Source organism: Spirosoma litoris, from assembly GCF_054776755.1.
In genome coordinates this window covers 282,186-307,735 of record NZ_BAAHBI010000007.1, presented here as the reverse complement: position 1 = coordinate 307,735, position 25,550 = coordinate 282,186, and the positions used below count along the sequence as shown (strand labels likewise).

General features: G+C 45.3%; 23 protein-coding genes. 13 read left to right on the top strand and 10 right to left on the bottom strand.

Translation table 11 applies throughout. The annotated features are described in order from the left end of the window. Positions 1–21: 21 nt before the first annotated feature. The 4 genes from ACYVGR_RS05075 to ACYVGR_RS05060 all read right to left on the bottom strand — a co-directional run bounded on the left by ACYVGR_RS05075 (position 22) and on the right by ACYVGR_RS05060 (position 3,700). Entirely contained in the window at positions 22–873 is an 852-nt protein-coding gene (locus ACYVGR_RS05075) for a hypothetical protein (protein ID WP_460954213.1), read from the bottom strand. Between the two features lie 284 nt (positions 874–1,157). Further along, on the bottom strand, positions 1,158–1,529 hold the full coding sequence (locus ACYVGR_RS05070) for a hypothetical protein (protein ID WP_460954211.1): 372 nt from the start codon (positions 1,527–1,529) through the stop codon (positions 1,158–1,160). Positions 1,530–1,604: 75 nt separating this feature from the next. Next, positions 1,605–2,765, bottom strand: coding sequence for a PKD domain-containing protein (locus ACYVGR_RS05065; protein ID WP_460954209.1), 1,161 nt, complete (start codon positions 2,763–2,765; stop codon positions 1,605–1,607). Positions 2,766–2,821: 56 nt separating this feature from the next. Continuing rightward, positions 2,822–3,700 (bottom strand): hypothetical protein, encoded by an 879-nt coding sequence (locus ACYVGR_RS05060; protein WP_460954207.1) that lies wholly within the window; start codon positions 3,698–3,700, stop codon positions 2,822–2,824. 254 nt (positions 3,701–3,954) lie between these two features. Here ACYVGR_RS05060 and ACYVGR_RS05055 point away from each other — a divergent pair, with 254 nt between their 5' ends. Genes ACYVGR_RS05055 through ACYVGR_RS05040 form a run of 4 tightly spaced genes read left to right on the top strand, consistent with a single transcriptional unit; the run spans position 3,955 to position 6,401 of the window. Further along, positions 3,955–4,740 carry a response regulator transcription factor gene (locus ACYVGR_RS05055; protein WP_460954205.1) on the top strand — a complete coding sequence of 262 codons (786 nt, stop codon included), beginning with the start codon at positions 3,955–3,957 and terminating at the stop codon, positions 4,738–4,740. A gap of 33 nt (positions 4,741–4,773) precedes the next feature. Continuing rightward, positions 4,774–5,289, top strand: coding sequence for a hypothetical protein (locus ACYVGR_RS05050; protein WP_460954203.1), 516 nt, complete (start codon positions 4,774–4,776; stop codon positions 5,287–5,289). Between the two features lie 30 nt (positions 5,290–5,319). Then, positions 5,320–5,550, top strand: coding sequence for a response regulator transcription factor (locus ACYVGR_RS05045; protein WP_460954201.1), 231 nt, complete (start codon positions 5,320–5,322; stop codon positions 5,548–5,550). 17 nt (positions 5,551–5,567) lie between these two features. Then, positions 5,568–6,401: an alpha/beta fold hydrolase gene (locus tag ACYVGR_RS05040; RefSeq protein ID WP_460954199.1), complete on the top strand. Its 834-nt coding sequence runs from the start codon at positions 5,568–5,570 to the stop codon at positions 6,399–6,401. 121 nt (positions 6,402–6,522) lie between these two features. Here ACYVGR_RS05040 and ACYVGR_RS05035 read toward each other — a convergent pair whose 3' ends face one another. Then, positions 6,523–6,939, bottom strand: a complete 417-nt coding sequence (locus tag ACYVGR_RS05035; RefSeq protein WP_460954197.1) for a hotdog fold thioesterase — start codon at positions 6,937–6,939, stop codon at positions 6,523–6,525. A gap of 182 nt (positions 6,940–7,121) precedes the next feature. Here ACYVGR_RS05035 and ACYVGR_RS05030 point away from each other — a divergent pair, with 182 nt between their 5' ends. The 5 genes from ACYVGR_RS05030 (at position 7,122) to ACYVGR_RS05010 (ending at position 11,176) form a co-directional block, all read left to right on the top strand. Next, a complete protein-coding gene (locus ACYVGR_RS05030; protein ID WP_460954195.1) occupies positions 7,122–7,760 on the top strand; it encodes a histidine phosphatase family protein in 639 nt (212 codons plus the stop codon). 147 nt (positions 7,761–7,907) lie between these two features. After that, on the top strand, positions 7,908–9,005 hold the full coding sequence (locus ACYVGR_RS05025; protein WP_460954193.1) for a sensor histidine kinase: 1,098 nt from the start codon (positions 7,908–7,910) through the stop codon (positions 9,003–9,005). A 68-nt stretch (positions 9,006–9,073) separates the two neighbouring features. Continuing rightward, positions 9,074–9,808 (top strand): LytR/AlgR family response regulator transcription factor, encoded by a 735-nt coding sequence (locus tag ACYVGR_RS05020; RefSeq protein ID WP_182461678.1) that lies wholly within the window; start codon positions 9,074–9,076, stop codon positions 9,806–9,808. A gap of 84 nt (positions 9,809–9,892) precedes the next feature. Further along, positions 9,893–10,684 carry a DUF3298 and DUF4163 domain-containing protein gene (locus tag ACYVGR_RS05015; RefSeq protein WP_460954191.1) on the top strand — a complete coding sequence of 264 codons (792 nt, stop codon included), beginning with the start codon at positions 9,893–9,895 and terminating at the stop codon, positions 10,682–10,684. A 198-nt stretch (positions 10,685–10,882) separates the two neighbouring features. Further along, a complete protein-coding gene (locus tag ACYVGR_RS05010) occupies positions 10,883–11,176 on the top strand; it encodes a hypothetical protein (RefSeq protein WP_460954189.1) in 294 nt (97 codons plus the stop codon). 7 nt (positions 11,177–11,183) lie between these two features. On the opposite strand, the gene ACYVGR_RS05005 is transcribed toward ACYVGR_RS05010, so the two are convergent. Together ACYVGR_RS05005 and ald are read right to left on the bottom strand one after the other, a co-directional pair. Continuing rightward, complete coding sequence (locus ACYVGR_RS05005; protein WP_460954187.1) at positions 11,184–11,666, bottom strand: group II truncated hemoglobin; 483 nt, start codon at positions 11,664–11,666, stop codon at positions 11,184–11,186. 196 nt (positions 11,667–11,862) lie between these two features. After that, on the bottom strand, positions 11,863–12,996 hold the full coding sequence (gene ald / locus ACYVGR_RS05000) for an alanine dehydrogenase (protein WP_460954185.1): 1,134 nt from the start codon (positions 12,994–12,996) through the stop codon (positions 11,863–11,865). A gap of 173 nt (positions 12,997–13,169) precedes the next feature. Between ald and ACYVGR_RS04995 the strand changes: the two genes are divergently transcribed. Together ACYVGR_RS04995 and ACYVGR_RS04990 are read left to right on the top strand one after the other, a co-directional pair. Continuing rightward, a complete protein-coding gene (locus ACYVGR_RS04995; protein WP_182461683.1) occupies positions 13,170–13,631 on the top strand; it encodes an Lrp/AsnC family transcriptional regulator in 462 nt (153 codons plus the stop codon). Between the two features lie 42 nt (positions 13,632–13,673). After that, positions 13,674–16,415 (top strand): carboxypeptidase-like regulatory domain-containing protein, encoded by a 2,742-nt coding sequence (locus ACYVGR_RS04990; protein ID WP_460954183.1) that lies wholly within the window; start codon positions 13,674–13,676, stop codon positions 16,413–16,415. A gap of 4 nt (positions 16,416–16,419) precedes the next feature. On the opposite strand, the gene ACYVGR_RS04985 is transcribed toward ACYVGR_RS04990, so the two are convergent. The 3 genes from ACYVGR_RS04985 to ACYVGR_RS04975 all read right to left on the bottom strand — a co-directional run bounded on the left by ACYVGR_RS04985 (position 16,420) and on the right by ACYVGR_RS04975 (position 22,945). Continuing rightward, the gene (locus tag ACYVGR_RS04985; protein WP_460954181.1) at positions 16,420–18,954 is read right to left on the bottom strand and encodes a DUF5686 family protein; all 2,535 of its coding nucleotides are present in this window, start codon (positions 18,952–18,954) and stop codon (positions 16,420–16,422) included. A gap of 294 nt (positions 18,955–19,248) precedes the next feature. Beyond that, positions 19,249–19,965, bottom strand: coding sequence for a DUF4405 domain-containing protein (locus tag ACYVGR_RS04980; RefSeq protein WP_460954179.1), 717 nt, complete (start codon positions 19,963–19,965; stop codon positions 19,249–19,251). A 172-nt stretch (positions 19,966–20,137) separates the two neighbouring features. After that, on the bottom strand, positions 20,138–22,945 hold the full coding sequence (locus ACYVGR_RS04975) for a TonB-dependent receptor (protein WP_460954177.1): 2,808 nt from the start codon (positions 22,943–22,945) through the stop codon (positions 20,138–20,140). Positions 22,946–23,336: 391 nt separating this feature from the next. On the opposite strand from ACYVGR_RS04975, the gene ACYVGR_RS04970 reads away from it, so the two are divergent. Next, complete coding sequence (locus tag ACYVGR_RS04970; protein WP_460954175.1) at positions 23,337–24,800, top strand: ArnT family glycosyltransferase; 1,464 nt, start codon at positions 23,337–23,339, stop codon at positions 24,798–24,800. Positions 24,801–24,828: 28 nt separating this feature from the next. Next, positions 24,829–25,512: a glycosyltransferase family 2 protein gene (locus tag ACYVGR_RS04965; protein WP_460954173.1), complete on the top strand. Its 684-nt coding sequence runs from the start codon at positions 24,829–24,831 to the stop codon at positions 25,510–25,512. Positions 25,513–25,550: the final 38 nt, after the last annotated feature.

The window sequence follows — 25,550 nt, the reverse complement described above, 5'->3', positions numbered from 1 at the left end:
CATTTCGTTAAGTTGTTTTCCCTACATCGAAAATACGTCATTATCAATCTGATTTAGTATTAGTTGCACATATACATTTTCATTTCGAAATACGGTAATTACCTGACTTAAGAGAAATAAGATGTCATGAGTTAATAAATTAATATCCTGGCTATAAAAGTTGAAAAGTGCATAGTCTGCTTCCAAATATAATCCTACATATTTCACACAGGTACTACTAGTTGTGACATTGGCATGGGCGCCACTAACTAAATCTTTTTTCTGTGGGCTTGGGCTAATATGACTGTCCACTGTCGCACAAGAAAAAGGACGAGATTGAGTTGTCACCGCTTGTTCATCATATAACGCATAATCCGTTGTTAGTACAGAATTATCACGTCTTCTCGACAGAACTCTGACACCTGTACTATCGATTATCATACCAGTAATGTTATCATCGGAGAAAGCAAATGCCGCTATTGCCTTAGAATTATTCTTAAGGCTCCCCTGATAAAAGCGTAGTTTAGTACTATCGAATTTAAAATTAGGATCGGGTTTGCTGGTTTTGACTGTAAAACCAGGGGCAAAAATATCGACAGGAAGCAACTCTAATTCCAGTTTTCCATCATTGGTAGGGATAGACAACTCCATAAGATTGTGTTTACTATTTCTGATCCGGCTTAGAATACCAGGGGCGATTGTTAGGTGCTGAATCTGATGCGCAGAGCCACGTGCGTTTTTAAGGCTAGGTGTGGTTCCTCTTAAGGTAAATAAGGTAGGAAACGTCTCTACCTTGCCCACTCTCCTGGCTATTTTTATTGCCTTTGCAATCGGGCTTTCCTGCGCCCATCCCAGAATAGGCAAGAACAAAAAGTAAATAAAGACTCTTGGCATAACCAGAATAGTTTATGGTTAACTCAATTGGGGAATTTATTGAAAGAAATAAAAGGTAGAAAAGAGAGATGGACTAGAAGTATAAATTCAAGAAGGTAATCTTTGGTAAAGGTTATTGATCTGATAATCAGAGAAATACCATATAAACCTTTGTGAGATATTTTTGCATGATTACTCACTTTATGAATGGCATACTCCTTAATACTTTCGTATTATTTACAATACATATAGCTTTGCACAACAAAAGATTTGGTTAATTCAACCGTCCTTTCAATCATAGTAAGTCAACGAATCTCAACTCCCGAACATTGGGCAGCATTGGCCGTGAACACACCATTCCATGTAGTGCCGGAAGGATTTTCTTTGGCTTCCCAATGGTATTTGCCTGGCTCTAATAGAAATAGAATGTGGCCATAATTTGTATAATCCAAACAATCTGGAGTAGAGCTTGAACGCGCTGTTATAGTACCATGATTCGCTTCTGGTCCGTCGATATTTACGTCGATATAGGTTGTTCCAGGTCCTGCTGATGTAGGTAGCACAGATCGGAACGAATAAAATAGAACACCCACTTTGGCTTTTTTAGGTTCTTCCTGTTTACAGTCAGAACTGACAAACGCAAGTGTTATAAAGCAAAGAGTGTGGATTAATTTCATGATTTCTAAGCATTGAATGTGCTAGGTTTTATCCATTGAAAATCTATCCCAGTAGTTATCGTACGAAATTGTAGGTTAAGGAACTGGGTTTGGACAGTTATTCTTGATGAACACTTCACTAGACATGGCCCAATAGTTGTACTTACCAGTAACCTTACAATCAAAACTTGAAAATGCTTCGCCAGAACCGGGGAAACCAGTTTCCATATGCCATTTACCGCCTATTTCTTCTATGGCTATATAGACCACCAATTTTATATTGGTTTTATTCGTAACCTTTACTGAGATGCCATCACTGCAAGCACTGGTTGCTTTATGTTCAACAGCTAATGACTGTGAATTTGTATAAGTAGACCAATCGCAGGCATTTGTAGAGGTGGTCGGGAAGGGTAGTTTCTGCGAAACGCATCCATTTGCTGTAATGGTAATGTTGCCAGACCAGGTTATTCCAGTATTACTTTTGGCACTATAGGCATAGGTGCCGGGTGTACGGGCAATAGTCAGATCACTCCCGCAAGAAGGGGCTGATGTATAGTATCGTAGTATAGTTCCGACAAATGTTCCTCCAACAGTTACATCGATGCTACCCCACCCGCTTGATTTATCCGTCCAGAAAACAGCCTGTCCTGTTGTGGCTGCCGCTTTTCCTATTACTAAGGTTTTTGATGTATTCGTCGTTCCCCCACTTCCCGTTGCACTTAACTTAACCGTAAATGTTCCCTCCGTTGTAAACTGTTTGGTAGGGTTACTGGTCGTGGAAGAAGTCCCATCTCCAAAATCCCATTTATAGGAGGTAGCGTTTGTGGATGTATTGCTAAACGACACAGTAACGGGGGCCACTAGGTTTTGAGAAGGTGAATACGTAAAATCGGCAGTTGGGGTAGGATTCGTTGTAACAGGATCTGTCACCGTAATGGTTTGTGAATAGGTATCCGAACCTCCTTCACCTGTTGCCGTAAGTGTTATAGTGATTGTTTTACCTGTACGGACCGTCAATTTTACTTCTTCCGCTGTACTACTTTCTCCTTCGCTGGTTTCCCATTTATAGCTAGTTGCATTCTCAGACTCATTACTAAAATACAAGGTAATAGGAGCGACCAGATTTGTGGTGGGATAATACGTAAAAAAGGCAACTGGCTTGGGAGGTGGGTCTTTTTGCTGACAGGTAGAGAACAGAATAATTGGTGTAATTTGTAGCAGAAGGCCCCAAAATCGGTAGAAAGATAACTTCGTCATAGTGTTGTGGGGATAGTATTTCAGAATCAGGAAAGCACTTAGTAACCTATACGCCGTCAAAACCTCATAGTCAAACGGGCACCATTATACGTTTGACCGTATTGATACCCATTGATAATTGGGCTAAAAGAAATTTGCATGTGATTTGCCTGCCATTCTAATTCCTTCGCTCTCGATTTTCTTGATATGTCCCTGACAATACCTATAATTCCGAAAGTAACAATCACGATACCACCCGTAGCCGCTATGTAATGCCATGTACTCGGTTCTATGACTTTTTCATCTGCATTCTTTATTCCTAAGAACCCAATACCCGCAGCGGCTCCACCAACAAGAAGCCAAAGTCCCCGTGCATTACCGCTTGCCTGATACCGTAATTGATTGGCTTCATCCATAAGGCTCTCCTTGTCTTCTGACGTACCATATCGATGGCTTTCGCGCTCCGCATCCTTTTGTTGCTGAGCTTTATTCACAACATCAGCTAGCATCGCTGCTCCCCCTACAACCGTTTTTGAAATCGGGTCATTTAACCGATCATATTCGTATTGTTGTTGGGGTGTCATAAAGCTTTTTGCTTTCCTGTCAAAATCGGCATTTGGAGAGTATGTAGAAGCACCTGTACTATAGCTACCACCATTACTGGATGAATTAGAACTACCAGAATTATTGGGGCAAGGAGGATTTGACGACGTAGGCTTTAACCTATCGCAATCAGCTTGACTGACACCACTCCCCGTTTGGTACACTTTTACCGTGCAGTCGCAATACGAAGCTAGTTTTAAGTAATAGGTTTTCTGTTCTGGACATTGCGCTTTATTCGCTGCGGCTCTTGCGTCTTCTGCCGCCTTTTTCAGCGCAGCAGAAATACTGCCCTGGGCAACTACACTTTGTTTCACAAAAGTTACAATAGTCAGAATGGCTAGCGCCTGAATCATGTAAAATTTACATTTCATATTAATCTATATTTAACTTAAGCCGTGAATTACTAAAGAGCATGTGATTCTGCCTGTTATCGACAATGTAAAGACTCCTAAAAATGGTGTGAATAGATAGTGGTTTATCTTAAGGAACCAACATTACCTCTTCAGTAATCAATTGGTTATCAATGCAAAATTGATAGATGCTTACGCTTGACTCAATACTCATTTTTAAGTAATTTTCGGGGAGTACGCTAACTATATATCCTCACTTGAAACGTTCTAGTATACTTACCTACCAAAAGTATCTGGATTTGCTAGCCGAGCAACCCCAGTCCAGCGCATGGGACTATGCTCAATACGTAAAGGAGGCACAATCGATGCATTCCTTCATGGAATTGTCATCAACAGTTATTTTTCTCTTGGACTTCCGAACGAAGGATTATCCATTAGTTTCCCATAGCGCCTATCAGGTAATGGGGCATCCAAATGAGGCTTTTTATGAAGGGGGGCTAGCTTTTGTGTTGCATCATAATACCGATTTTGCCACACTCAACAACACTATTTTTCCAAACGAGGTAGCCTTTCTGGCCAATCTGAGCAGTCAGGATTTGGCCCAGTATCGATTTTCCAAAACCTATCGATTTAGAGGCATAAAAGGAGAGCTCCGCACCCTTCTTCAACGCCATACAATCATTGGGAATACAGATAACTCAGCCCCAACGGCTATTTTCGGCTTTGCATGGGATATTACGGACCAGGCCAAAAAAGGGAAACTCATTCACCAGATTGAGCAATACAATCTGCAAGAACGCGTCTGGAACATCGTACTGTCGAACGAATATTTTCCGGATGTCGATCCAGACAAATTGCTAAGTAAACGAGAAATTGAGATTCTAAAATGGGCAGTGGAGGGATATAGTAGTAAACAGATTGCAGATAAATTGTGTCTGAGTTTCAATACCGTAAACACCCATCGCCGGAATATGTTGCGCAAAACCAACTCGCAAAACTCAATGGATTTGCTTCGCTACGCCATTCGGTACGGACTTCTTTAGCATGAAGAAACTGTCTGCAACAATCTGATCGTGATGAAAGCGCCAACCTATAGAGATTATCTGCAACACCTGAATGAAAACGTTCAGCTAACCCCCTGGGACTACGGTCAGTACCTCCAAGAAACCGAACAGATGCGACGATTTGCTCAACAATCGTCAACCACGCTCTTTCTACTCGATTATCCTTCCCGGTCCTATCCGTTTGTAGACCTAAATAGCCAGCAGGTTTTGGGGTGTTCTAATCAGGCTTTTTACGAAGGAGGGCTGGAATTTACCTTGCACAGCATGGCCACGTTTCAAGTCCTGAATCATGAGATTCATCAGGATCGGACAGCCTTTCTGGCACAACATCCGGCAATAGATATTGCGCAACTCCGGTTCTCAATGAGTTATCGTTTTCAGGGCAATCGTAACGAATGCCGTACTATTCTTCAACGAAATACCATTGTTCTTTCCACTGATCAAAATTTACCAGTAGCCATATTTGGCTTTTTATGGGATATAACCAATCAGGTTCCCAAAGGAAAAATTATCCATCAAATCGAATAACTTGATGCAGAAACGGGCGTATGGAAACTCATGCTATCAAAGGAGTATTTCCCGGATATCGATCCTGATAAACTCTTAAGTAAACGGGAAATTGAGATTCTGAAATGGGCGATCGAAGGTTATAGCAGTAAGCAGATTGCCGATAAACTATTTCTGAGTTTTAACACCGTTAATACCCATCGCCGAAACATGCTACGCAAAACCAACTCGCAAAACTCAATGGATCTCTTACGTTATGCCATTCAACATGGTCTTCTCTAATACATCTACCTCCTTTTATGCCATCAATTTCTACGCCTTCTGATTTTTTAGTTGTCAACGGTCTTCGCATTCATTATATCGATAAAAACAAAGATCAACAACCTGCCATCGTGTTTATTCACGGTCGTGGTTTGTCGCTGAAAAGTTGGGGGCAGCAGTTAAATAGCACGCTTTTAGCCACCTATCGATTGGTTGCCTTTGATTTCCCAGGGCATGGTCTTTCTGAGCAGAGTTCCCACCCATTAAGCGATTACACATTTCAAGGATCAATTCATTTTCTTACGGGAGTTATCCATCAGCTTCAACTGAACCAATTTGTTCTGGTAGGTAATTCGTTGGGCGGACACATTGCGCTGGAAGCAATACCTACGCTGACGGGTTGTCTGGGGGTATTTGCTATGACCATACCAGTCGTTAAGCCTATTCAGTTCGATCAGCTATACCGGAATGGTGAATTATTAGGGAAAGTATATTCCGAAAATCCAGCACCAGATGATGTATTGGCTTACATCAAGTCGCTTTTACGACCTGACGCTACTAAACTGCCCGAATTTTTAGCGTCTGATTTTTATAAAACAGATTCTAAGGTTCATCAGGCTATAGTACATACGGTTGTATCAGGTGAATATGCCGATGAGACCGAACTTATACGGAAAACAAATGTGCCGGTAGCTATTGTTGCTGGTAGTGAGGACCAGATTCACAATCTGGCTTATCTAGAGATCCCCAATCCAGCTATTTGGCGTAAAAACCCACAGTTTGTCCAATCAGCCGGTCACTTAGTAGCCTGGGAAAACCCAGAAGATATTAATCGGCTTCTGGTTGATTTTGTCAACGATTGTCATGTGTAAGCTATCAGAAATTGAGCCCAAAGGATCACTGACGGGTGGGAGCTTGTTTTAAATTGGACGTTATAAAATGTAATAGGCCAATTAAACCCGATATTACGTTATTATCCCGTTTGGTTGTTAATTACACTTTAATCACAGCCACCGTAAGGCGGCTTACACAAACCAGCTTACCTTGTTCATCGGCAATCCGGATGTCCCAAACGTGTGTAGTACGCCCTGTATGAATAGGTGTGCAGCGACCGTAAACCCAGCCTTCACGTACAGACCGCAGGTGATTCGCGTTGATTTCAAGTCCAACAGCCCGTTGCGTAGTTGGGTCATCCAATAACATATAGGAAGCCACACTACCCAAGGTTTCGGCCAGGACTACCGAGGCTCCTCCGTGGAGAATGCCAAACGGCTGATGTGTGCGTTTGTCAACGGGCATGCGGGCAATCAAATAGCCTTCGCCCGCTTCCATAAACTCAATGCCAATGTGCTTGCCAATAGAGTCGTTATGGATAAAATCAAGTGCATTTAGATCGAAGCCCGCTTTCATAGTGATCAGGATTAAAACGTTTAGGTTACATACTAGAAGTTTAATGTGTAAATTTTACGCTAAGGCGCTGAAATCAGTAACATTAAGCTTGAAACATGGAACCTGAACGAGTAAATTGACGTGTTTTGTGTAATTTTGTGGTTCAAATTTGGGAAAAATTGCCAATTGGCAAGCGGAAAGGTTTGGCACAAAAAACAATTTATCTGATTCGCCACGGCGAAACCGACTATAACCGCCGGGGGATAGTACAGGGTAGTGGGGTTAATTCGGACCTCAACGAGATGGGACGGGCGCAGGCAATGGCGTTTTTTCAGGCTTACCAGCACGTGCCGTTTAACAAAATTTACATCTCCGGACTGATTCGAACCTACCAGACCGTCGAGCCATTTATCGAGTTAGGCTTACCGTACGAAAAACTCACGGGTCTGAATGAGATTAGCTGGGGTGTTATGGAAGGTAAGGCCCCTGGTAATTTAGACAATGAGTATTACCGGGCACTCATTGAAGCCTGGGAGGCAGGCCAAACAGATCGGGCTACCGATGGCGGAGAAAGTCCTGAACAAGTCGTTGAACGGCAGAAAGTAGCCATAGATACGATCCTTTCGCATCCAGAAGAAGAACTGGTTCTGGTGGCTATGCATGGTCGGGCTATGCGTATCCTACTTTGCTGGCTTACGAATCTGCCACTCTCGCAGATGGATCATTTCGAGCACAGTAACCTGTGCCTGTATAAACTCTCATACGATTACGCAACAGCCCAGTTTACGATTGACTTGACCAACGATACAGCTCACCTGTTATCGCTGGCGCTCATGCACTAAATGACCGATTGAATAGGTTACCAGTTATCAGCAACCATCGGCCGATAATCCACGTATATACCCACTGATAACTGCGGACTGTGAAACTGCTCACTAAAGGCTGTATATTCGCTTTCTGCCTAAAGGGCATGGTGTAACGAAATGGGAATGTCAAAGCAGAAAATATATTGGTTTTGCCAGTTTTTTGGCTGGACACTCCTCATTCTGGTGGAGTACACGGCTTATTTACTGCAAGACGGCTTTGACCCCGACACACTCTATTTAGCGATTGCCAATATTTTTCTGGGAATTACCCTGACCCATTTGTACCGACTGATGATCCGGCGGTGGAACTGGGTTCGGTTACCCTTTTTCCGGCTAGCCCCACGCGTGTTGCTGTCGGTTTTTGTGCTGGCGTTGATCATGACGATGGTGAATCTGCCGATGGATCGGCTCATTGTACCGCAGCACCTTATCGATGAGCCCTGGCCCTTAATTGGTTATGTGATGACCTGGGGTAAAAACATGCTGACCTGGGTACTAACCTACACGGCTTACCATTACGTTGAGGAAAATCGGAATGCGGAGATTGAGAAAATCCTGCTCAAAACGAATATTCGTGAAACAGAGGCCAAAGTGTTGCGCTCCCAACTGAATCCTCATTTCGTGTTTAATGCTCTCAACAGTATTCGGGCGTTGGTGTACGAAAATCCCACTAAAGCCCAACAGGGTATTACACAACTATCTAATTTACTGCGAAATTCGCTGCTGGCCGACCGACGGAAAACGGTTGAGTTACGGGAGGAAATCAAAACTGTAGAGGATTATCTGGCCCTCGAAAAAGTTCGTTACGAAGACCGACTTACATCGTATATCGATCTGGATGGCCGCACCCTTTTCTGGCAGGTGCCGCCTATGATGTTGCAGACCCTTGTTGAGAATGCAATCAAACATGGAGTATCAACGGCTATTGGTGGGGGCTTTGTGGATGTTCGCTCCAGTATTGTGTCTCGCGATGACGGACCGGATAAGTTGCATATCATTATCCGTAACACGGGGATACTCGGCGACAAAAAAGCATCGGGTGGGTTTGGCCTGGCGAACACGGCCCAACGGCTCGAATTACTGTACGGCTCAGAAGCTCAATTTCATATTTTTCAGGAAGATGACGATCAGGACACTGGTCCCGTTGTTTGTGCTGAAATTACCATTCCTGCCCAGTCGGAGGGCATGTTCCGACGCGAAAAAGTGAAGAGTGTAGAGTGAAAAGAGACGAATAGCCGATGTTCTTCCTTTTTATTCTTCATTTTTCACTCTACACTCTTAATTACACTATGAAAACCCTGATCATTGACGATGAACGCTTAGCCCGAAATGAACTTCGTCGGCTGCTCGAAAACTTTCCGAAAATTCAGATTATTGGCGAAGCGGCCAATGCGGATGAGGCTCTACCCATGATTGACGAACTGGAGCCAGAACTCCTGTTTCTGGATATTCAGATGCCCGGCAAAAACGGATTTGAGTTGTTGCAGTCTATCGAAGGCAAAACGCCGGAAGTTATTTTTACGACTGCCTTCGACGAATACGCGATTAAAGCGTTTGAATTCAATGCACTCGACTACCTGCTTAAACCTGTTGAACTGGCTCGTTTATCGGAAGCCATTCACCGCGTAGAAGAAGAACTTCATGTGCCTGAAGCATCAGGAGCAACAGGAGGAATCGCGTCAAAGATTTTGGGTGAGAATGATCAGGTGTTCGTGAAGGATGGTGAAAAATGCTGGTTTGTGAAATTGGGTAAAGTGCGCCTGTTCGAATCAATGGGGAACTACGTTCGGCTCTATTTCGACGATCAGAAGCCTCTGGTACTTAAGTCATTAAATGCACTTGAAGATCGACTCAATCCGGCTACGTTTTTCCGGGCTAATCGGAAACACATCATTAACCTGCAATGGATCGAAAAAATTGAACCCTGGTTTAGCGGAGGGTTGCTAGTGACGTTGCGAGGGGGGGATAAAATCGAAATTAGCCGTCGACAAGCTATTCGGTTTAAAGATTTGTTAAGTTTGTAGTGCGGGTAGTTAGGTGAAATGGGTAGAAATGTGTCTGATAGCTAATGAACTGCCCGTTTCTTCTAATTACGATACTCGCTCTTCATGAAGTACCTTGCTGCAACGTTATTCTTACTTTTTCTTTTTTCTGCCTGTCACTCTACAAATTCAGGGTCGCCCGTTTTAGAGCGTCAACACTATACGTTTACCGGCTCAGCTCGTTGTGATACAACCAGTAATACAGGGGTCGGGATAGACGTTTCGTACATTTTGTTGAAAGACGACTCAGAAGGGGCTCGTAAAATTAATGATAGCCTGCGTTTACTGGCTGTGAATAGTGTAGTGGGCTGGCTCGATAGCGCCACTGTAGGAAGTCACCCAGAAGCCCGGACAGATCTGGCTAAAGCGGCTTCACTTTTCGCTTCCGATTACGAAGCCGTTCGAAAAGAAATGGGCAATTTTGGCGGCTGCTGGGAGCTGGAAACCAAAGCCGACACGGTGCATGCGGGTTCAAAGGCGCTGACGGTGAAGATTGAGACCTACGCTTATACAGGGGGCGCCCATCCTAATTCGAACCTGGCTTTCTATACATTTGATCGCGAAACAGGCCGAATATTAACGCTGAATGACATGATTGCCGACACAACGGCTTTGCTTGGTGTACTCGAACAGGCGTTTCGACAACAACAAAACCTGTTACCCAAAGTAAATCTCGAAGAGCAGGGCTACTTCCTGCGCGATGGACACTTCTTTTTACCCGCCAACGTAGGCACCAGTCGGGAGGGAATGGTTTTCTACTATAATCCCTACGAAATTGCAGCTTACGCGGTCGGACCAATTCAGGTAACTGTACCGTACGAAAAGCTAAACGGTATCCTGCGCGACGATTGGTTGTAAGTGATGATTACGAATTCGGTTAGCTTCCATTTTTGAGTAAAGCCAGCAGTTTTTATTGAAATCGGTTGTCTGATCCCCAAAGCTGGAAAAAAGGGCTTTGTCGAAGGCTTCAACGGCCTCCTTAATCAGCATTGCTTTGTAATGAATAGTAGCTGGTTTGCACGCTAGCCACTACATAACGTATAAACTCGAAACGAAATGACACTTGAGCAGTTTACTCTCTCCTTATCTCAACAGCAGCCTCCCACCGGCCTCCACCCAATTCTGCAAGGTTTATGGTACGACGCGAAGGACAATTGGGAGGCTGCTCATAACATCGCTCAAAGCCAGGAGGGAACTCAGGTCTACGATCGATTACATGCATACCTGCATCGTAAAGAAGGCGATCGCTTCAATGCCAACTACTGGTATCGTCGGGCAGGAGCTTCGTTTTTTGACGGCTCTTTAAAGGACGAATGGAAATTGTTGGTTCAACAAATGTTGGAATCCTAAGCAGGAATTAAGGGACGTAAGGGCCACCGGTTTCGCCCCAACCCCAGGTTGGCATGGGAGCATCGATTGCTTCTCCCACAGAATCGGCGTTGGAGTTTATAACGGCCAATCGAGAACCCCATTCCAGATAGCCAACCAACGCCGAGCGGAATTCCGGGTCATCAGGCAGGCCAATTGTATCGGCAGTGTCCAGGATTAAGTCAATCCATCGTTTGCGCTGATTTTCGGTAAGGTATTTGCCTAAGTGCTTGTGAATCATTGTATAATGACTGCCCTCTTCGCTGCTGTAGCGGGCTGGGCCACGAAATACTTCGGCAATAAAATGAGCAACATGCTTAGCGTGTTCGGGTGCCATTCCCCGAAAAACGGGTTCCAGAATTGAATCCTGATGAACACGCTGGTAAAATAGATCTGTCCAGGCTTCAAAGTTTTCCATACCACCTGCCCACTCGTATAAAGTCGGCACTGTTGCTTTTGGCTGAGTTTCCATGTTAAAAGTACTTCTGATTTTCAGGATGATTAAGATAAGGTATGATTTTATGGATTATCAGTCAATTAAAATCGTTGTAAATCATAACAATCCTGAAAATCAGTGTGCTATTGTTAGGGCATAATGACAAAAAAAAGGCCGCACTTCGAAAAGTGCGACCTGCGTCTGTCGATGAATAAGTAATATTTTGAGTAGCTTATTGAGCTAGTTCTTCTTCAGTTAATACGGTATTTACATCGGTTAATGGCAGCCCAAAAGCTTCGGCCACTCCTTTGTAAACCACTTTGCCTTCCACAACATTCAGCCCCAACTTAAGGTCGGTGTTGTCGCGGCAGGCTTGTTGCCAGCCTTTATTAGCCAGTTGCAGCGCGTAGGGGAGTGTAGCGTTGGTCAAGGCGAGTGTGCTTGTGTAAGGCACAGCACCCGGCATGTTGGCTACACAGTAGTGAACAACACCATCAATGATAAACGTCGGATTTTCGTGGGTTGTTGGATGGCAAGTTTCGATACATCCTCCCTGATCAACAGCTACATCGACCAATACGGTACCCGGACGCATTTGCTTCAGCATTTCGCGGGTGATGAGGTGAGGAGCTTTCGCACCTGGAATTAACACGGCCCCAACAATCAGGTCACAGACTTTGATCATCTCCCGAATGTTGTATTCGTTCGACATCATTGTTTGTACATTCGGCGGCATAATGTCTGACAGGTAACGCAAACGGGCCAGGCTAACGTCCATGATGGTTACGTGAGCGCCTAAACCGGCTGCCATCTTTGCCGCCTGGGTGCCAACAATACCGCCACCCAAAATGAGGACGTTGGCTGGTTTAACACCCGGTACACCGCCTAACAAAATACCCCGGCCTTTCAGGGGCTTTTCCAAATATTTAGCACCTTCCTGAATCGCCATCCGGCCCGCTACTTCCGACATCGGTACGAGTAGTGGTAGGCTGCGATCTGGGCGTTCAACCGTTTCGTAGGCTAAACAAACAGCACCTTTCGCCAGCATTGCCTGCGTCAGTTCTTCCGACGAAGCAAAGTGGAAATAAGTAAATAGTAGTTGGTTCTCTTTAATCAGGTTGTACTCAGAAGCAATAGGCTCCTTAACCTTCATGATCATTTCAGCAATGCCATACACATCTTCGATGGTAGGAAGCATAGTAGCCCCTGCTGCAATGTACTCTTCATCCTCAAAGCCGCTACCTTCACCCGCATTAACCTGTACGTAAACAACATGGCCATGCTTACGAAGCTCGGTTACACCGGCTGGCGTCAGCGCAACGCGGTTTTCGTTGTTTTTGATTTCTTTGGGAACACCAATAACCATAAAGATAACTGTGCTTGGGAGTTGTTACTTTGATTCGACAAAGTTAAAACAGGAGTAATTGTTTTCTACTACTTATTATTTTTTTAGGATATTTAGCCTATATTGGTTAAGTTAGTAGGAAATAGTTCTATAAACTGGCTAAATCTAGGAGCTATCCCGTAAATATTCCGCTTATGGATATTGTTGATCAAACCGATCGAAAAATTCTGGACTTATTACAGCAGAATGCCCACCTGACCATTCAGGATATTGGCAAGAAAATTAATCTCTCGAAAACGCCGGTTCATGAACGGATCAAGCGGCTCGAACGCGAAGGAATCATTGAACGGTATGTGACCATTGTTGATAAGAAAAAGCTGGGCAACTCATTACTGGTCTATTGTCAGGTAACGCTTGATCGACAAACGCGCGACGCGTTTACAGCCTTTGAAGTAGATGTTCGAAAATTACCCGATGTGCTGGAGTGCAACCGAGTATCGGGGACTTTCGATTATTTGCTCAAGATTGTGAGCCGAGATATGGATACCTACAACCATTTCTATCAGGAACAACTGTCTATTATTCCCGGCACCTTACACATCAGTAGCTTTTTCGTTATGTCCGAAATAAAAAATTCGACTGTGGTGCCGGTGTGAGATTAATCACTAGCGACTATTTTTTTTGTTAACTTGACCAGCATGAGATTTTTCATCGCTGTTGTTCTTTTTGTGTCTATTTGTCTGGATTCGTATGCACAAACGGGTACGATTTCTGGGCGCGTTGTCGATGCGAAAACGCTGGAACCGTTGCCGTTTACTAACGTCTACGTAAACAATACGACGATGGGCGTGGTCACCAATGCGTCGGGCGAATTTGTCCTGCATAACCTACCGCTGGGGACGGCCGATATTGTCTTTTCATTTATTGGTTATATATCCCAGCAAGTAAAGGTGACTGTGAAAGCAACGGGCAATAGCCCAATGGCTATTCAGTTAATGGCCGACGCGCAGCAAGTAGCCGAAGTAAACGTGAAAGCAGGTCGGGATAAAGCCTGGGAAAAGCAGCTAAAGCGGTTTGAGAAAGTCTTTTTAGGAAATACATCGGACTGTAAATTACTGAATCCGTGGGCCATTGACTTTATTGACGAAAAGGGGAATACAACGGCCAAAGCTTCGATTCCGCTGGAAATTGACAATCGGAGGCTCGGGTACAAACTTTTCTTCCAACTAAAGAGCGCTACGTACTCCACCACCGAGTATTCCATTGTCGGAACAACTCGATTTAGTGAACTGGAAACAACGAGTGCAACCGAAGCACGCCATTGGACGAAGGAACGGGAACAGGCTTACCAAGGTTCGGCAAAACACCTGATGAAATCAATCCTTGATCGAAAGCTCAGTTTGTTCGGATTTGGGCTTTACAGAGACAAAGGAAAAGCGAAACCCCGTACCAAATCCTTTACGTTTGAGCTTGAACACAATCTCGCACCCGTCGATACAACCTCGCTGGTTACTTCAGGTTCTGGTATGAATGAATATCGAATTGTGCTAAAAGAGCGAGTCGAGGTTCATTATAGAAAGGAGTTTATTTACCCTAGTTTTTACGCCGATGTAAGTGATGCCGTGAGCTGGCTGGAAGTTCGGGGTGGCTATGTGCTGATCAATAAAGAAGGCACAATTCTCAACCCGACCGATGTCGCAATTTCTGGCAATATGACCGATGCCCGTTTATCTGGCATGTTGCCGCTCGATTATAAGCCCGGAGACATTGTTATTGCTCAGAAACCAATCAATCATTCTGCCCGGAGACTTCAGGAAAAAGTGTATCTGCACACTGACAAACCCTATTATTATCCGGGCGATAAACTCTGGTTCAGTGCTTACATGACCTATCGACTTCCGGAATTGATAGATACGCTTAGCCGCGTTTTATATGTCGACCTGATTGATGCGAATCGGGTGGTTAGCCAATCTCGAGTATTACCACTTGATAGTGGTAGAGCAGCCAGTTCGTTCAGGCTTCCGGTAACCGTGCCCCCCGGAAAGTATGTGCTCCGAGCTTATACGCAGTGGATGAAGAATTATGGAATTGATCATTTTTTCTATAAACCCATTGTGATTCTGGCACTAAATCAACGAGTGGACGAAAAAACGCCCAAGCCAGTTTCGGATAGCCTGCTGAAGATCGTGGTTGATAAGTCTGTTTACCCAACAAGAAGTCAGGTGAAAATGACGCTTCGTCTGGACACGACGGAAAGTGCTGGAGTAATGGCGGGGAGTTTTTCGGTGGCGGTTCTTGACGAGGCTGATGCCCTATCAAATGCGGAATTGGGTACCATTAAAAAGGGGGCCGACTTTCTGGAACCACCCAGAGATATGCCGCTTGTGTATGACTATCCCATCGAAAAAGGGATTACGCTGGACGGAATTTATTCCGACAAAAAAGGGAAAGCGAAGAAGACGACACTGACGCTATTGCCGGAGGATTTAAGTCATATTTACCAAGCTACAACCCACAACGATGGGGCGTTTTCGTTGGCCAACCTGGCCTTTTACGATAGCACTAAATTCTTCATGCAGTCGCCGGAGGGGAGCATACAGGTAGTAGCTAAAGAATCACCCCGGCTACCCGAAAAACTACCAGATCTACCACTCCACATTGTATCCTCAACTACGCTGCATGCGATTGCTGCCGCCGATACACTCCAGGGAAAGAGGCTTGCTGAAGTGAAGGTGTCGGCGAAGAAAATTATCCAGTCGGAAAATTCGTATGGGCAAGCCGATGTTACGATAAAAGGAGAGAGCATTGAAGGTTTTGCGACTATAGCCGATGCCATAGCCTCTAAACTTCCTTCGTTTATACTAGTCTATGACCAGACCGATTGGTATCTGATCTGGGCCAGAGCCAGCACACCAAACAGTCGAGATCTGTCCGCGCAAAAACCGAATATTGCCAGCAAAAACAACCTATCTGCGCACGAACCGAATTTGTACATTAACAACGTACTGGTTGTAGGCGAAACGGCGGGTAGCCGACTCATGCAGTTAAGTCCTACTCTGATTGATCATATTGAGATCAATGGTATGATTACCTCCAATCAGGGAGCTTCTGGTTCAAATGGTTTGATTAATGTGTATACCAAGCGACCATCCGATGAAGCCAAATCGAAAGGGTTACCGTTTGGGAAAGTACGCGGCTTCGACCGGGAATCTACATTCCGTTCCCCTGATTATACCTATCAATCAACCACTTCCGACACAAAAGATTATCGTTCAACGTTGTACTGGAATCCCAAGGTTAAGGTATCTGTCACCCAGAGACCCGTTGAGCTTACGTTCTTCACATCCGATCAGCCGGGTACGTATCGAATTGTTGTTGAGGGAATTACGAACAACGGCACGCCAGTTCATGCCGAAACTACGTTTGTTATTAACGAATAGTACCTTAAAATGCCAGCCAGCCTGATAATTTGATGGCAAAAGGAGTAACAGGAACGCCAGTCCGACTGACGTTATCGCGGTACGTGAGCCGGTGAATAGCATCTATACGTAACACTTTGAAGATGTTATCGATACCATAGCCCACTTCGATATAAGGCGTTTGGGTGAGTGAGCTGAACCCTTCTACAGTTTGCCCGGCAGCATTCGTGGTCGGAATCATCGCTAAATTATTGGCCGATACACTGCCTGCTAATATTTTTGCCGTAACCAGTTCACGCCATTTTAGGCGTCGTAACAGTGGCAACCGATTGAATAAAAGGCCATTGAAGTTATGTTCGAATTGGACAGTAGCCCAACGGTCGCAAACGAACTCGAAGTAGTTCATGAGATTGTAGGCGTTCCCGACATAAAACGACGACTCGTTGCCGAGGGGCGTAAAGAGCAAAGGGTAGGGGACCGTTGAGGGAATAATTCCTGCCCCAAGTGTATAATAAGTTCTTCCCAAAACACCCATTCGGAATGAATGTTTCATGCCCAGCGCAATGCGATGATAGGTGAAATCGCCATCGAGCACATTGCGCAGGCCAAGGGTATAGCGTAATGTGAAAATGGGCTTACGCACTGCTCCTGTACTCAGGCGAACATTGTCATTCTGGAGGATTATCTCATCGGGCGCAAACCGGGTTTCCGAAATCAATTCCGTGGTTTGGTAGGTGCTCCGAATGGTCTGATTATCGTCGTGGGCCTGCGGCTGAAAGGCAAATGGGAACAGCGGCTCAAAACTTCGATTTCGTACAGCCAGCGTTTGCGTAAAGCCACGACCCATTTCGCGCCGGAAATACACCAGATTTTCTTCCTGAAAATAAGGCCGCCTAATGTTGCCAAAACGTGAATAAGCCGCAAATAGCGAATTATTGCCAATGTTATCGGTCGAGACGCCAATACGCTCCAGATCATAGCTACGCTTTATACCAATGACTGTCCAGGGTTTACGACTCACAATGTACTCGATGTTGGCGCTGTATTTTATCTGTTCGTCCTGCGTTCCATAGGCAATATACCCACTGAGGAGCCACTTCTTGCTGAAACCCGTATTGGTGCGTAAACCAAGCCGAAAACGGTGTCCTTCAACGTTGTTGCTGGCATAGGAATTCAAAATAGGGCCTAAATCAACGTTCCATTTGCCCAGTGGTTTGTACCCAATTACTCCTAGTTTAATGATCTCGCCAGCTACTTTCACTAAAGGGACATTCCTGACCGAATCAACAACATGCATGGCTCGCAACTCATCAGGCGACAACGAACTTGGACGTACGCTCTGCCAGAAAGCGGTATCACTTTCTTTGTAATCGTCGGCTAGCTCAATAGCAGGATCATAAAATGGAAGCTCCTTGGGCTTATTTTCAATGATGTTGTTGGCAAACGTGAAAAAACGAATCAGTGCCCCAGGTGCTCGTGGAGCAGGTTCATCGGTATCAATGGTGACTTGCGTCTGGGTGGGAAAACGGAGCCCCGAAGCCATTGTTTCCCAGTCCTGTTGAATATGCAGTTCATCGACAAAATTGATATTAGCCCGCTTATCGACCTGGGCATCTATCTGCGCCAGTGCCATATGAAGCGTATCGATCAACATTGTACCCGTGAATGCTAAATCGGTAGGGCGTTTGGGCGTAAATTCGATAGAATAACAGATCGCGTTGTTGAGCGAAACGGTATCTTTTAATCGGAAGGTGTAAACGGTTTCCCATTGACTACCAATGGGCGAGGGGATATCTTTCTGGAGAATGTAGAGTGAATTCCGGTAGAAATTATACTGCTGAAATGACGCGCCTGTTAGCTGGGCAATCAATCCACCATCGGTAACGCCAACCCCCGTCACGTGCGATTTGAGAACGGCCTCTTTGGTTTTTTCCGGGCTGGTACGTGCGTAAAAATTGGAGAATGTCTCAGAAATAAATACTGGCACAGCCGCTTTCCCATTCTCGTCGATAATGGCTGGCAACTTGCCTAACAAGCGCCCAATGGGGCCGGGGCGTTTATTGTTTTTACGTTTCTGATCGAAGTTATTGATATAAGCTTCAATCTTCGTGTAGCTATCGTACTGATAGGCCAGAAGCCGCGCTGGGTTATACTGGTCGCGTCGGCGGATGGCCTCACGCATGACTCGGTAAGCTGGATCGCCCCCTTTAGCGTATACTTTGACTTCCTGAAGTTTTGTGGCAGCAGCTACCAACTGAGCATCTATAGTTTGGGTCGACTGTGCCAGAATAGGGTAGACCCCGGTACGGTACCCCAGACTAAGCACCAGAAGTGAATCGGAGAGAGCACTGATTTTGAGCGAATAACGCCCATCGACGTCTGATGTCGTTCCGGAGGTTTTCCCTTTTAGCGCAATGCTGGCAAAGGGTATTCCTTCTCCCGTTGCTTTATCGATTACCCGACCATTAATTGTGTAGACTTTTTGTTGAGCAACAGCTTGTAAAGTGCACCCAAGAAACAAAAAGCCAATGACAATAAAGGTTCGTAGCAATTGAATCATCCAGATGGTGGTATAAATGGCACGTCTACTTGATGTAATCAACAAGTAGTCAATAGAGTTTACTATACGAATAGAAATTAACTTATTTTTTGCCGAAGCAAGTCGGCATAATCAAGATTTAGTACCAAAAAAAGATATAATGGTATTAAGCTAATTCGCTTGATTGCTGTCTGATTATCAATACGTAAGATAACCGGATTCCGTTGCAATGGACGAGCTTAGCTAGTAAAAAAACAAATTGAGCACGCTTGATTGCATCTCCTGGGAATTGTAATCATCACATTTTCAGTGGAGCTACTGCACGGCTGGAAAGGCTCGCTGGGCAGCAATAATCTGCCATTTTTTATTCTGTTCTTTGAGCAAATGCGTGTAAACAGAGGGTGTTGTAGTCGTAGAATTGGTAGAGGTGCCGTATACCAGAATCAGGTGATCATCCAGAGCCTCAGCGCGATCAACTTTATTCTTGACAACTTCAGGACCTGTTCGCTTCAGGATGTTTTTCTGTACATCGGAGCCGCTTAAAATCGTTCCGGCTTCGGTAAGGAGCGCCGTTTTCACGGGCATGATTGTGGCTAATGTGCCTGTGTCGCCTTTGGTGTAAGCCGTGGCATAGGCTGTTTCAACGGCATTCGCAATCGAATCGACTTTGGGTTGTGGCATCGAACCGCCCTGAGGGCGATCACCACGGAACAGATTCTTGCCTGCATTCGCTAATTTGTCGAAAACGGGGACGTCGAACCCAATACCTGCCGCAAAGATGACCACAATGATGGCAGGCAGGACGAATTCCTTTTGAATGGCTCCCGTTCGGCGATTTTTGGTATATCCCACCAACGACGACCAGTTGTTAACAATATGGAACACAGCCGCTATGAAGAATAGAATACCAAACCAGGCATGCGTATGATCGACAATGTGCGAACCCTGCCCGAAGTAAATGAGCAGACCAGTAATGGCTAGAACAAAGAAAATTGTGGCAACAAACAGACTGACAAGGTTTTTAGATTTCATAAGACTAGTGGGGTTGGAAGAGTGGGCAAAATACGGACAAAGAAGTAACTAATTAAACTTGATTACAAACCTATAAGGTTCTGAAAATCTTATGGGTTTAAACGGCAACTAATAAATAGGGCGTTGACTCAATTGAGTCAACGCCCTATTTATGTTAAGACGGTCAATATGACTATGGACGGCCACGACCACCACCGCTACGGCCACCACCGTTACCACCTGGTGAAGACTGCTGTTGTTGCGGACCGGCGTTATTGTCGCCACCGCCGTCGCCTTTCAGGTCATCGTTTTCTGCAGACTTCCGGCGTTTTTGTGGCGCGTCGAAGCTCATTTTGCCAAGTTTATAGCTGAACGTCAGGCGTACACCCGCGTTGTAGTAACCCGTTTGCGAGTTCTGCACCAGAATTGGCGACGATAGCTCTGAGCGCTGTGTGAACGGGTGGTTGAAGATGTTCTCAGCCGCCAGACCTAAGCTAGCTTTCTTATCGTTGAACTCTTTCCGTAAGCCAAGGCTGTAGAAATACATGGCACTTTGTTGCCCTTGTAACTGAACCTGATTGCCACGACCACCGCCGAATAGCTGGAAGCCCCAACCATTGCTTAGCGAGAGGCTACTCATGATCCGACCGGCCAGTACCCAGCCTGAGTTAGAAGCTGAATAAATTGGGTTGGCGTTGTTGTTGGTCAGGTTAACGTGGTAGAGGTCAATACCACCACCAAGTTGTAGTTTGCGAAACAATGTTCCATTACCGAACAAGTTAATTCCGTAAGCATCCTGATGCCCAACGTTCAGGTAGGTAGTCCGAATCACCTGTTGCAGTGTATTGTTGATAAGCGACTGTTGTACGTCACGAACAGCGGTGATTTCGTTGTTGGTCCGACGAGCGAACACGGTTGCATTCAAATACAGCCCTTTGATATTAGCACTAGTACCAAACTCGATATTGTCGGTTAATTCGGGCGAAAGGTATGGGTTACCAGTGCTGATGTTGGTTGGGTTCGAGGTATTGTTGTTCGGGTTCAGGAACTGGATACCAGGGCGCTGAATCCGACGGTTATACGCCAGTTTGATAATCTTGCCACCTTTTAGACTTTTCGAAATGTTGATGCTTGGCACCAGATTTCCGTAGTTCGGAATGGTGTTTGCCGTACCCGCCGTCTCATTGGCGAACTTCGCATTGATAAACGTGTACTCGTACCGGGCTCCTGCCTTAATGGTAAACTTACTCTTGGTTGTCAGCGTATAAGACAAATAGGTGGCTGCAATATTCTGATTATAGTCCAGGCCATTGCCTTTACGGGTTGTATCAACTACATAAGGTGAATCGGCACCGTTGGCAATGTAATACTGATAATCACTATTCACCTGACGGAAAATACCTTTACCACCGAATTCAATCAGCTGATTTGTTTTGATTGGTGTCTGATAATCAATCTGTAACGTTGACTCCTGGTTATAGCTGGGGTTGTCGTTTTTCTGACGCGACGTAATTGTCTGGAAATCAGTTCCGCCCATAATATCGGCGACAAAGTTGTTCGTCCGGTTGTTGCGGCTATATAGCGCCAGAATGCTGAATTCTTGCTGAGGCTTATAGATTTTTGTGTAGGTTACGTTGGCATCTACCGTTCCCGACAGGTCTTTGGTATCTACATTCCGATTGCTAACAGAAGGGAAGTAGCTATTGGGCGAAGTGATCGTTGTCATCAGGTTTTTCTGGGTGCTCAGGCCATTTCGGGCACCGTAGCGGATACTGGCTGTTAACGAAGTCCGCTTATCGATGTCGTAATCCCAACCTAACTGATAGTTCCCAAACAGCCGCTGATTCAGCGTATTGGCCGTTTGTACGGTGTTAGTCCAGGCCGAATACGTGTTCGAAGTCGGATCGTAGTTACGAGTGCTTTGATCGTTCCGGAATGTTCCTTTTACGTTATACTCTGCACGACCGAAACCACCAAGCGAAAAACCCATTTTACCGGTGCGGTAGTTACCATTGATACCCAGGTTTGCACCCCGGTTACCAGCGCCCCCGTTAACATCGAGCGTCATCCCTTGCAGGGTCGTTTTCTTGGTTACGATGTTGATGATACCAGCTGAACCTTCGGCATCGTATTTGGCTGATGGCGAAGTGATTACTTCAACGGTCTTGATCATATCGGCTGGAATCTGCTTCAAGGCATCGGCTACGCTACTAGCCACAATGGTCGACGGTTTGTTATTGATTAACACCGTCACGTTACTGCTTCCACGCAGACTCACATTCCCGTCGAGATCGACTGACAGCATCGGCACTTTACGTAGAATATCACCCGCATCGCCCCCTTTGGCAGCAAGGTCCTTATCGGCATTGTAAACCATCCGGTCCACTTTTTCCTCGATCATAGCGGCCTGACCAACCACGTTCACTTCGCTTAGTGTCCGAACATCGGGCGCGATTTTAATCGCCCCCAACGTAATTGAGCTGCCTTTATCGATAGTAATGAGTGCGCTTCGTTTGTCTTTGTAGCCAATAAATGTGTACAGAAGGCGATACTTTCCAGGTGATATACGGCCAATGGTAAATTGCCCCTTTGCATCGGCGGTTGTACCATCAATGGGTTTATTGGTGCTGATGTTTAAGAGCGCAATTGTAGCGAATTCGACAGGTTTGCTTGTTGTAGAATCTATTAGTGTACCGCTAATTTTACCATTACCACGAGCGACAGCATCTGCCTCAGATGAGGTAGGGGCCGATTGCGGTTGTACGCCCGTTGGGGCTGGCGAATTGATGAGGCTCGGTTTCGAGTCGGCAGGAGCGGTAAATGTATCGGGAGCCGTGGTCGCGGGCGTTTTGGTTTCAAACGGATCCGGAACGGCTGGTTGGGTTGCTGGAGTGCTACTCGGTGTAGCGCTGGCAGGTGCTGTTGTGCTGCCGGGAACAGTTACCTGAGCAAATGAGGTAGTTGCGCTAACGATGAGTAAAGAGAGTAATAGCGTTTTCATACGATTAGAAATTGACGCATCAAAGGTGCGGTAGCATACCTAGTCTGCGAAATCAATCTGGCGGAATGCCCGTTTTTGGGTGTTGAATGTAAAAAATAGCCTCGCGAAGAAATAGCTCCGTCGATTGCCTAACACAACATCTAATTGGTGAAAACGTTTGTGACTATTTTTTTCGGCAGGCTTGACAGGATTAATAAGATAGTTTTTTACCCCTTGCTACCTCATTTGGCTAATCCTGTCAAGCCTGTTGAAAAATAAATCCGTGCGGATTATGTATCTAAGAACTGAGCGAACGGTCTATAAAAAGGCTTTCGTGAGCGTGGTGCCTTGTTAGTAAACCAGTACATTTGTCGATTGATCCGTAATTTGATTCAACGCAGTAGGCGGTTTTATGACGCGATTTTTAGTATTCCTGGCTATTTTCTGCCCTATTTTTTTTCTTTTTGCTTATAATTCTGGTTACGGATACGATGCGTATGAGTACTTAATTATTGCTCGAACGCTCAACGAAGGCTATCATTTGTACGACTTCATTCCGTCGAAATCATACCTGCTGTATTCCTCCACTAGTGTATTGCTGAACCTGTTAGGAGGCTATAATCACCTGAGTGTGTCGGCATTGATTACACTACTGGCAACCGGCGTGCTGGTATCTGCCTGGCGTGCTGCACGCATGTTTGGCGAACGAACCGCTTTATTTACCGTGATACTAACGGCTGCCTGCTGTTGCTTTATGGAAATGAATTTCCTGGAGCCAGAAAGTTGGGTCGCTATTTTTGGCCTGAATGCCTTTACTATAGCCGTCAAAAATAATGGCAGACAGAATTGGCGATGGCTCAGTGCGGGTATTTTGCTTGGCCTGGCTATGTGCTTCAAAAGCGTAGCGGCATTTTATCTGGTAGGATTTGGGGCGTTTATACTCCTGCTGTGTTTAACAGGACGGATAAACTTCTGGCAAATGGTTGGCCGTGGCATGTTAGTGCTGGCTGGTTTTGCTTTGCCATTGCTTCTGTCGATGCTCTATTTTTTCGCCACCAATCGCTTAGAGGCTCACCTGGAGTGGACGTATGTTTATCCGTTTGGTGGGTATCCGTCCCATACGCTGTTTCTGGTCAAGTTTTTAATTAAGTTAAGCTGGCTTCTTCTGCTTTTGCTGGTCTCATTTATCCTCGTTTTTCAGCAGCCTTATCGGGAAATCTATCAAAAGACTCCGGCCTTGTGGCTGGCTTTGCTGTTAGCGGGTTTTGCCTGTGTTACGATGTTGAAAACACAGGCAAGTCATTACTTTTTTCAGGCTTCTGTATTTTTTGTCCTACACCTGGGCTTCATGGCCGATCAATGGCTGGCGCACTATGAAGCTCGTCGTCAGCAGGTTTCATACTGGCAAGCCCTCGTGGGTGTTGGTGGTATGGGTTTACTTTTATTGGTGAGCTTGTTGCTTTATCGCCCGAATACCGTCAAACGATTGGTGACGATCAGAGACTATCAGGATGAAGAAGCGGCTGGCGCATTTATTCGGGAGAAAGCAGGGCCAAATGGGCATGTGCTGATCTTCGATATGGCTATGCCTTTATATTATCTATCAGATCGGGAGCCGAATGTACCGTTTATTTTTACTGAAATGCAGGCAACGCATTATCTGGAGTCGCATCCCGACACCTATGGGAAGGCACTGGCTGATACCAGTCTGAAATTTGTCATTTTTGGCAACCGATCGAGTGTGATAGACGATAGCACGGCGCTCAATAACCCGGCTAACGTTCACGCCATCGGGCAATTACGCGCTGGTCTGCAAAAAGACTTTGTGCGAGTTGAAGACCCCCGTTTCCCGCTACCCTACTGGCGAAGAAAGTAAACCCATCGTTTTCGCTTATATTTGCTTTATGCTGCTATCTGTTTTGATTCCTGCTTACAACGAGATTAATAATATTGATACACTCCTCGAAAAAGTTCAGGCTGTTCCATTAGCGAAAGAAATTATTATTGTTGACGATGGCTCTACGGATGGTACGCGTGAACGTTTGAACACATACCGATCTGTACCGAACATTCAGGTTATCTTTCACGAGCATAATCAGGGTAAAGGAGCCGCTATTCGCACGGCTATTCAGCATATGACGGGTGATATTGCCATTGTTCAGGATGCAGATCTGGAATATGAACCAATGGATTATCCGGCATTGATCCAGCCGATTGTTGATGGTAAAGAGAAGGTAATTTATGGGTCCCGATTTCTGAAGCCCGAAAACCGACATTCCTATTACAGTTTCTATATTGGTGGTCAGGTCGTTACGTTGCTAACCAATATTCTCTTCAACCAACGACTCACCGACGAACCGACCTGCTATAAAGTATTCGATGCCAACTTCCTACGATCTATTCCGCTTGAATGTACGCGTTTTGAATTTTGTCCCGAAGTGACCGCCAAAGTAGCAAAGCGAGGCATCCGTATCAAAGAGTTACCAATTAGTTATTACCCTCGCTCTATTGCTGAGGGAAAAAAAATCTCATGGCTGGATGGTATTGAAGCGATTTGGGTACTTCTGAAATACCGAATTGTGAAGTAAAGGTCATGAATAGTCAAGAGTGGTCAGGTATTGTCAGG

What these genes read in the sequence shown, in the direction of transcription:
- ACYVGR_RS05075 (WP_460954213.1), bottom strand. Translation starts at nt 873, where the DNA reads ATGCCAAGAGTCTTTATTTACTTTTTGTTCTTGCCTATTCTGGGATGG.
- ACYVGR_RS05070 (WP_460954211.1), bottom strand. Translation starts at nt 1,529, where the DNA reads ATGAAATTAATCCACACTCTTTGCTTTATAACACTTGCGTTTGTCAGT.
- ACYVGR_RS05065 (WP_460954209.1), bottom strand. Translation starts at nt 2,765, where the DNA reads ATGACGAAGTTATCTTTCTACCGATTTTGGGGCCTTCTGCTACAAATT.
- ACYVGR_RS05060 (WP_460954207.1), bottom strand. Translation starts at nt 3,700, where the DNA reads ATGATTCAGGCGCTAGCCATTCTGACTATTGTAACTTTTGTGAAACAA.
- ACYVGR_RS05050 (WP_460954203.1), top strand. Translation starts at nt 4,774, where the DNA reads ATGAAAGCGCCAACCTATAGAGATTATCTGCAACACCTGAATGAAAAC.
- ACYVGR_RS05045 (WP_460954201.1), top strand. Translation starts at nt 5,320, where the DNA reads ATGCTATCAAAGGAGTATTTCCCGGATATCGATCCTGATAAACTCTTA.
- ACYVGR_RS05040 (WP_460954199.1), top strand. Translation starts at nt 5,568, where the DNA reads ATGCCATCAATTTCTACGCCTTCTGATTTTTTAGTTGTCAACGGTCTT.
- ACYVGR_RS05035 (WP_460954197.1), bottom strand. Translation starts at nt 6,939, where the DNA reads ATGAAAGCGGGCTTCGATCTAAATGCACTTGATTTTATCCATAACGAC.
- ACYVGR_RS05025 (WP_460954193.1), top strand. Translation starts at nt 7,908, where the DNA reads ATGTCAAAGCAGAAAATATATTGGTTTTGCCAGTTTTTTGGCTGGACA.
- ACYVGR_RS05020 (WP_182461678.1), top strand. Translation starts at nt 9,074, where the DNA reads ATGAAAACCCTGATCATTGACGATGAACGCTTAGCCCGAAATGAACTT.
- ACYVGR_RS05015 (WP_460954191.1), top strand. Translation starts at nt 9,893, where the DNA reads ATGAAGTACCTTGCTGCAACGTTATTCTTACTTTTTCTTTTTTCTGCC.
- ACYVGR_RS05010 (WP_460954189.1), top strand. Translation starts at nt 10,883, where the DNA reads ATGACACTTGAGCAGTTTACTCTCTCCTTATCTCAACAGCAGCCTCCC.
- ACYVGR_RS05005 (WP_460954187.1), bottom strand. Translation starts at nt 11,666, where the DNA reads ATGGAAACTCAGCCAAAAGCAACAGTGCCGACTTTATACGAGTGGGCA.
- ald (WP_460954185.1), bottom strand. Translation starts at nt 12,996, where the DNA reads ATGGTTATTGGTGTTCCCAAAGAAATCAAAAACAACGAAAACCGCGTT.
- ACYVGR_RS04995 (WP_182461683.1), top strand. Translation starts at nt 13,170, where the DNA reads ATGGATATTGTTGATCAAACCGATCGAAAAATTCTGGACTTATTACAG.
- ACYVGR_RS04990 (WP_460954183.1), top strand. Translation starts at nt 13,674, where the DNA reads ATGAGATTTTTCATCGCTGTTGTTCTTTTTGTGTCTATTTGTCTGGAT.
- ACYVGR_RS04985 (WP_460954181.1), bottom strand. Translation starts at nt 18,954, where the DNA reads ATGATTCAATTGCTACGAACCTTTATTGTCATTGGCTTTTTGTTTCTT.
- ACYVGR_RS04980 (WP_460954179.1), bottom strand. Translation starts at nt 19,965, where the DNA reads ATGAAATCTAAAAACCTTGTCAGTCTGTTTGTTGCCACAATTTTCTTT.
- ACYVGR_RS04975 (WP_460954177.1), bottom strand. Translation starts at nt 22,945, where the DNA reads ATGAAAACGCTATTACTCTCTTTACTCATCGTTAGCGCAACTACCTCA.
- ACYVGR_RS04970 (WP_460954175.1), top strand. Translation starts at nt 23,337, where the DNA reads ATGACGCGATTTTTAGTATTCCTGGCTATTTTCTGCCCTATTTTTTTT.
- ACYVGR_RS04965 (WP_460954173.1), top strand. Translation starts at nt 24,829, where the DNA reads ATGCTGCTATCTGTTTTGATTCCTGCTTACAACGAGATTAATAATATT.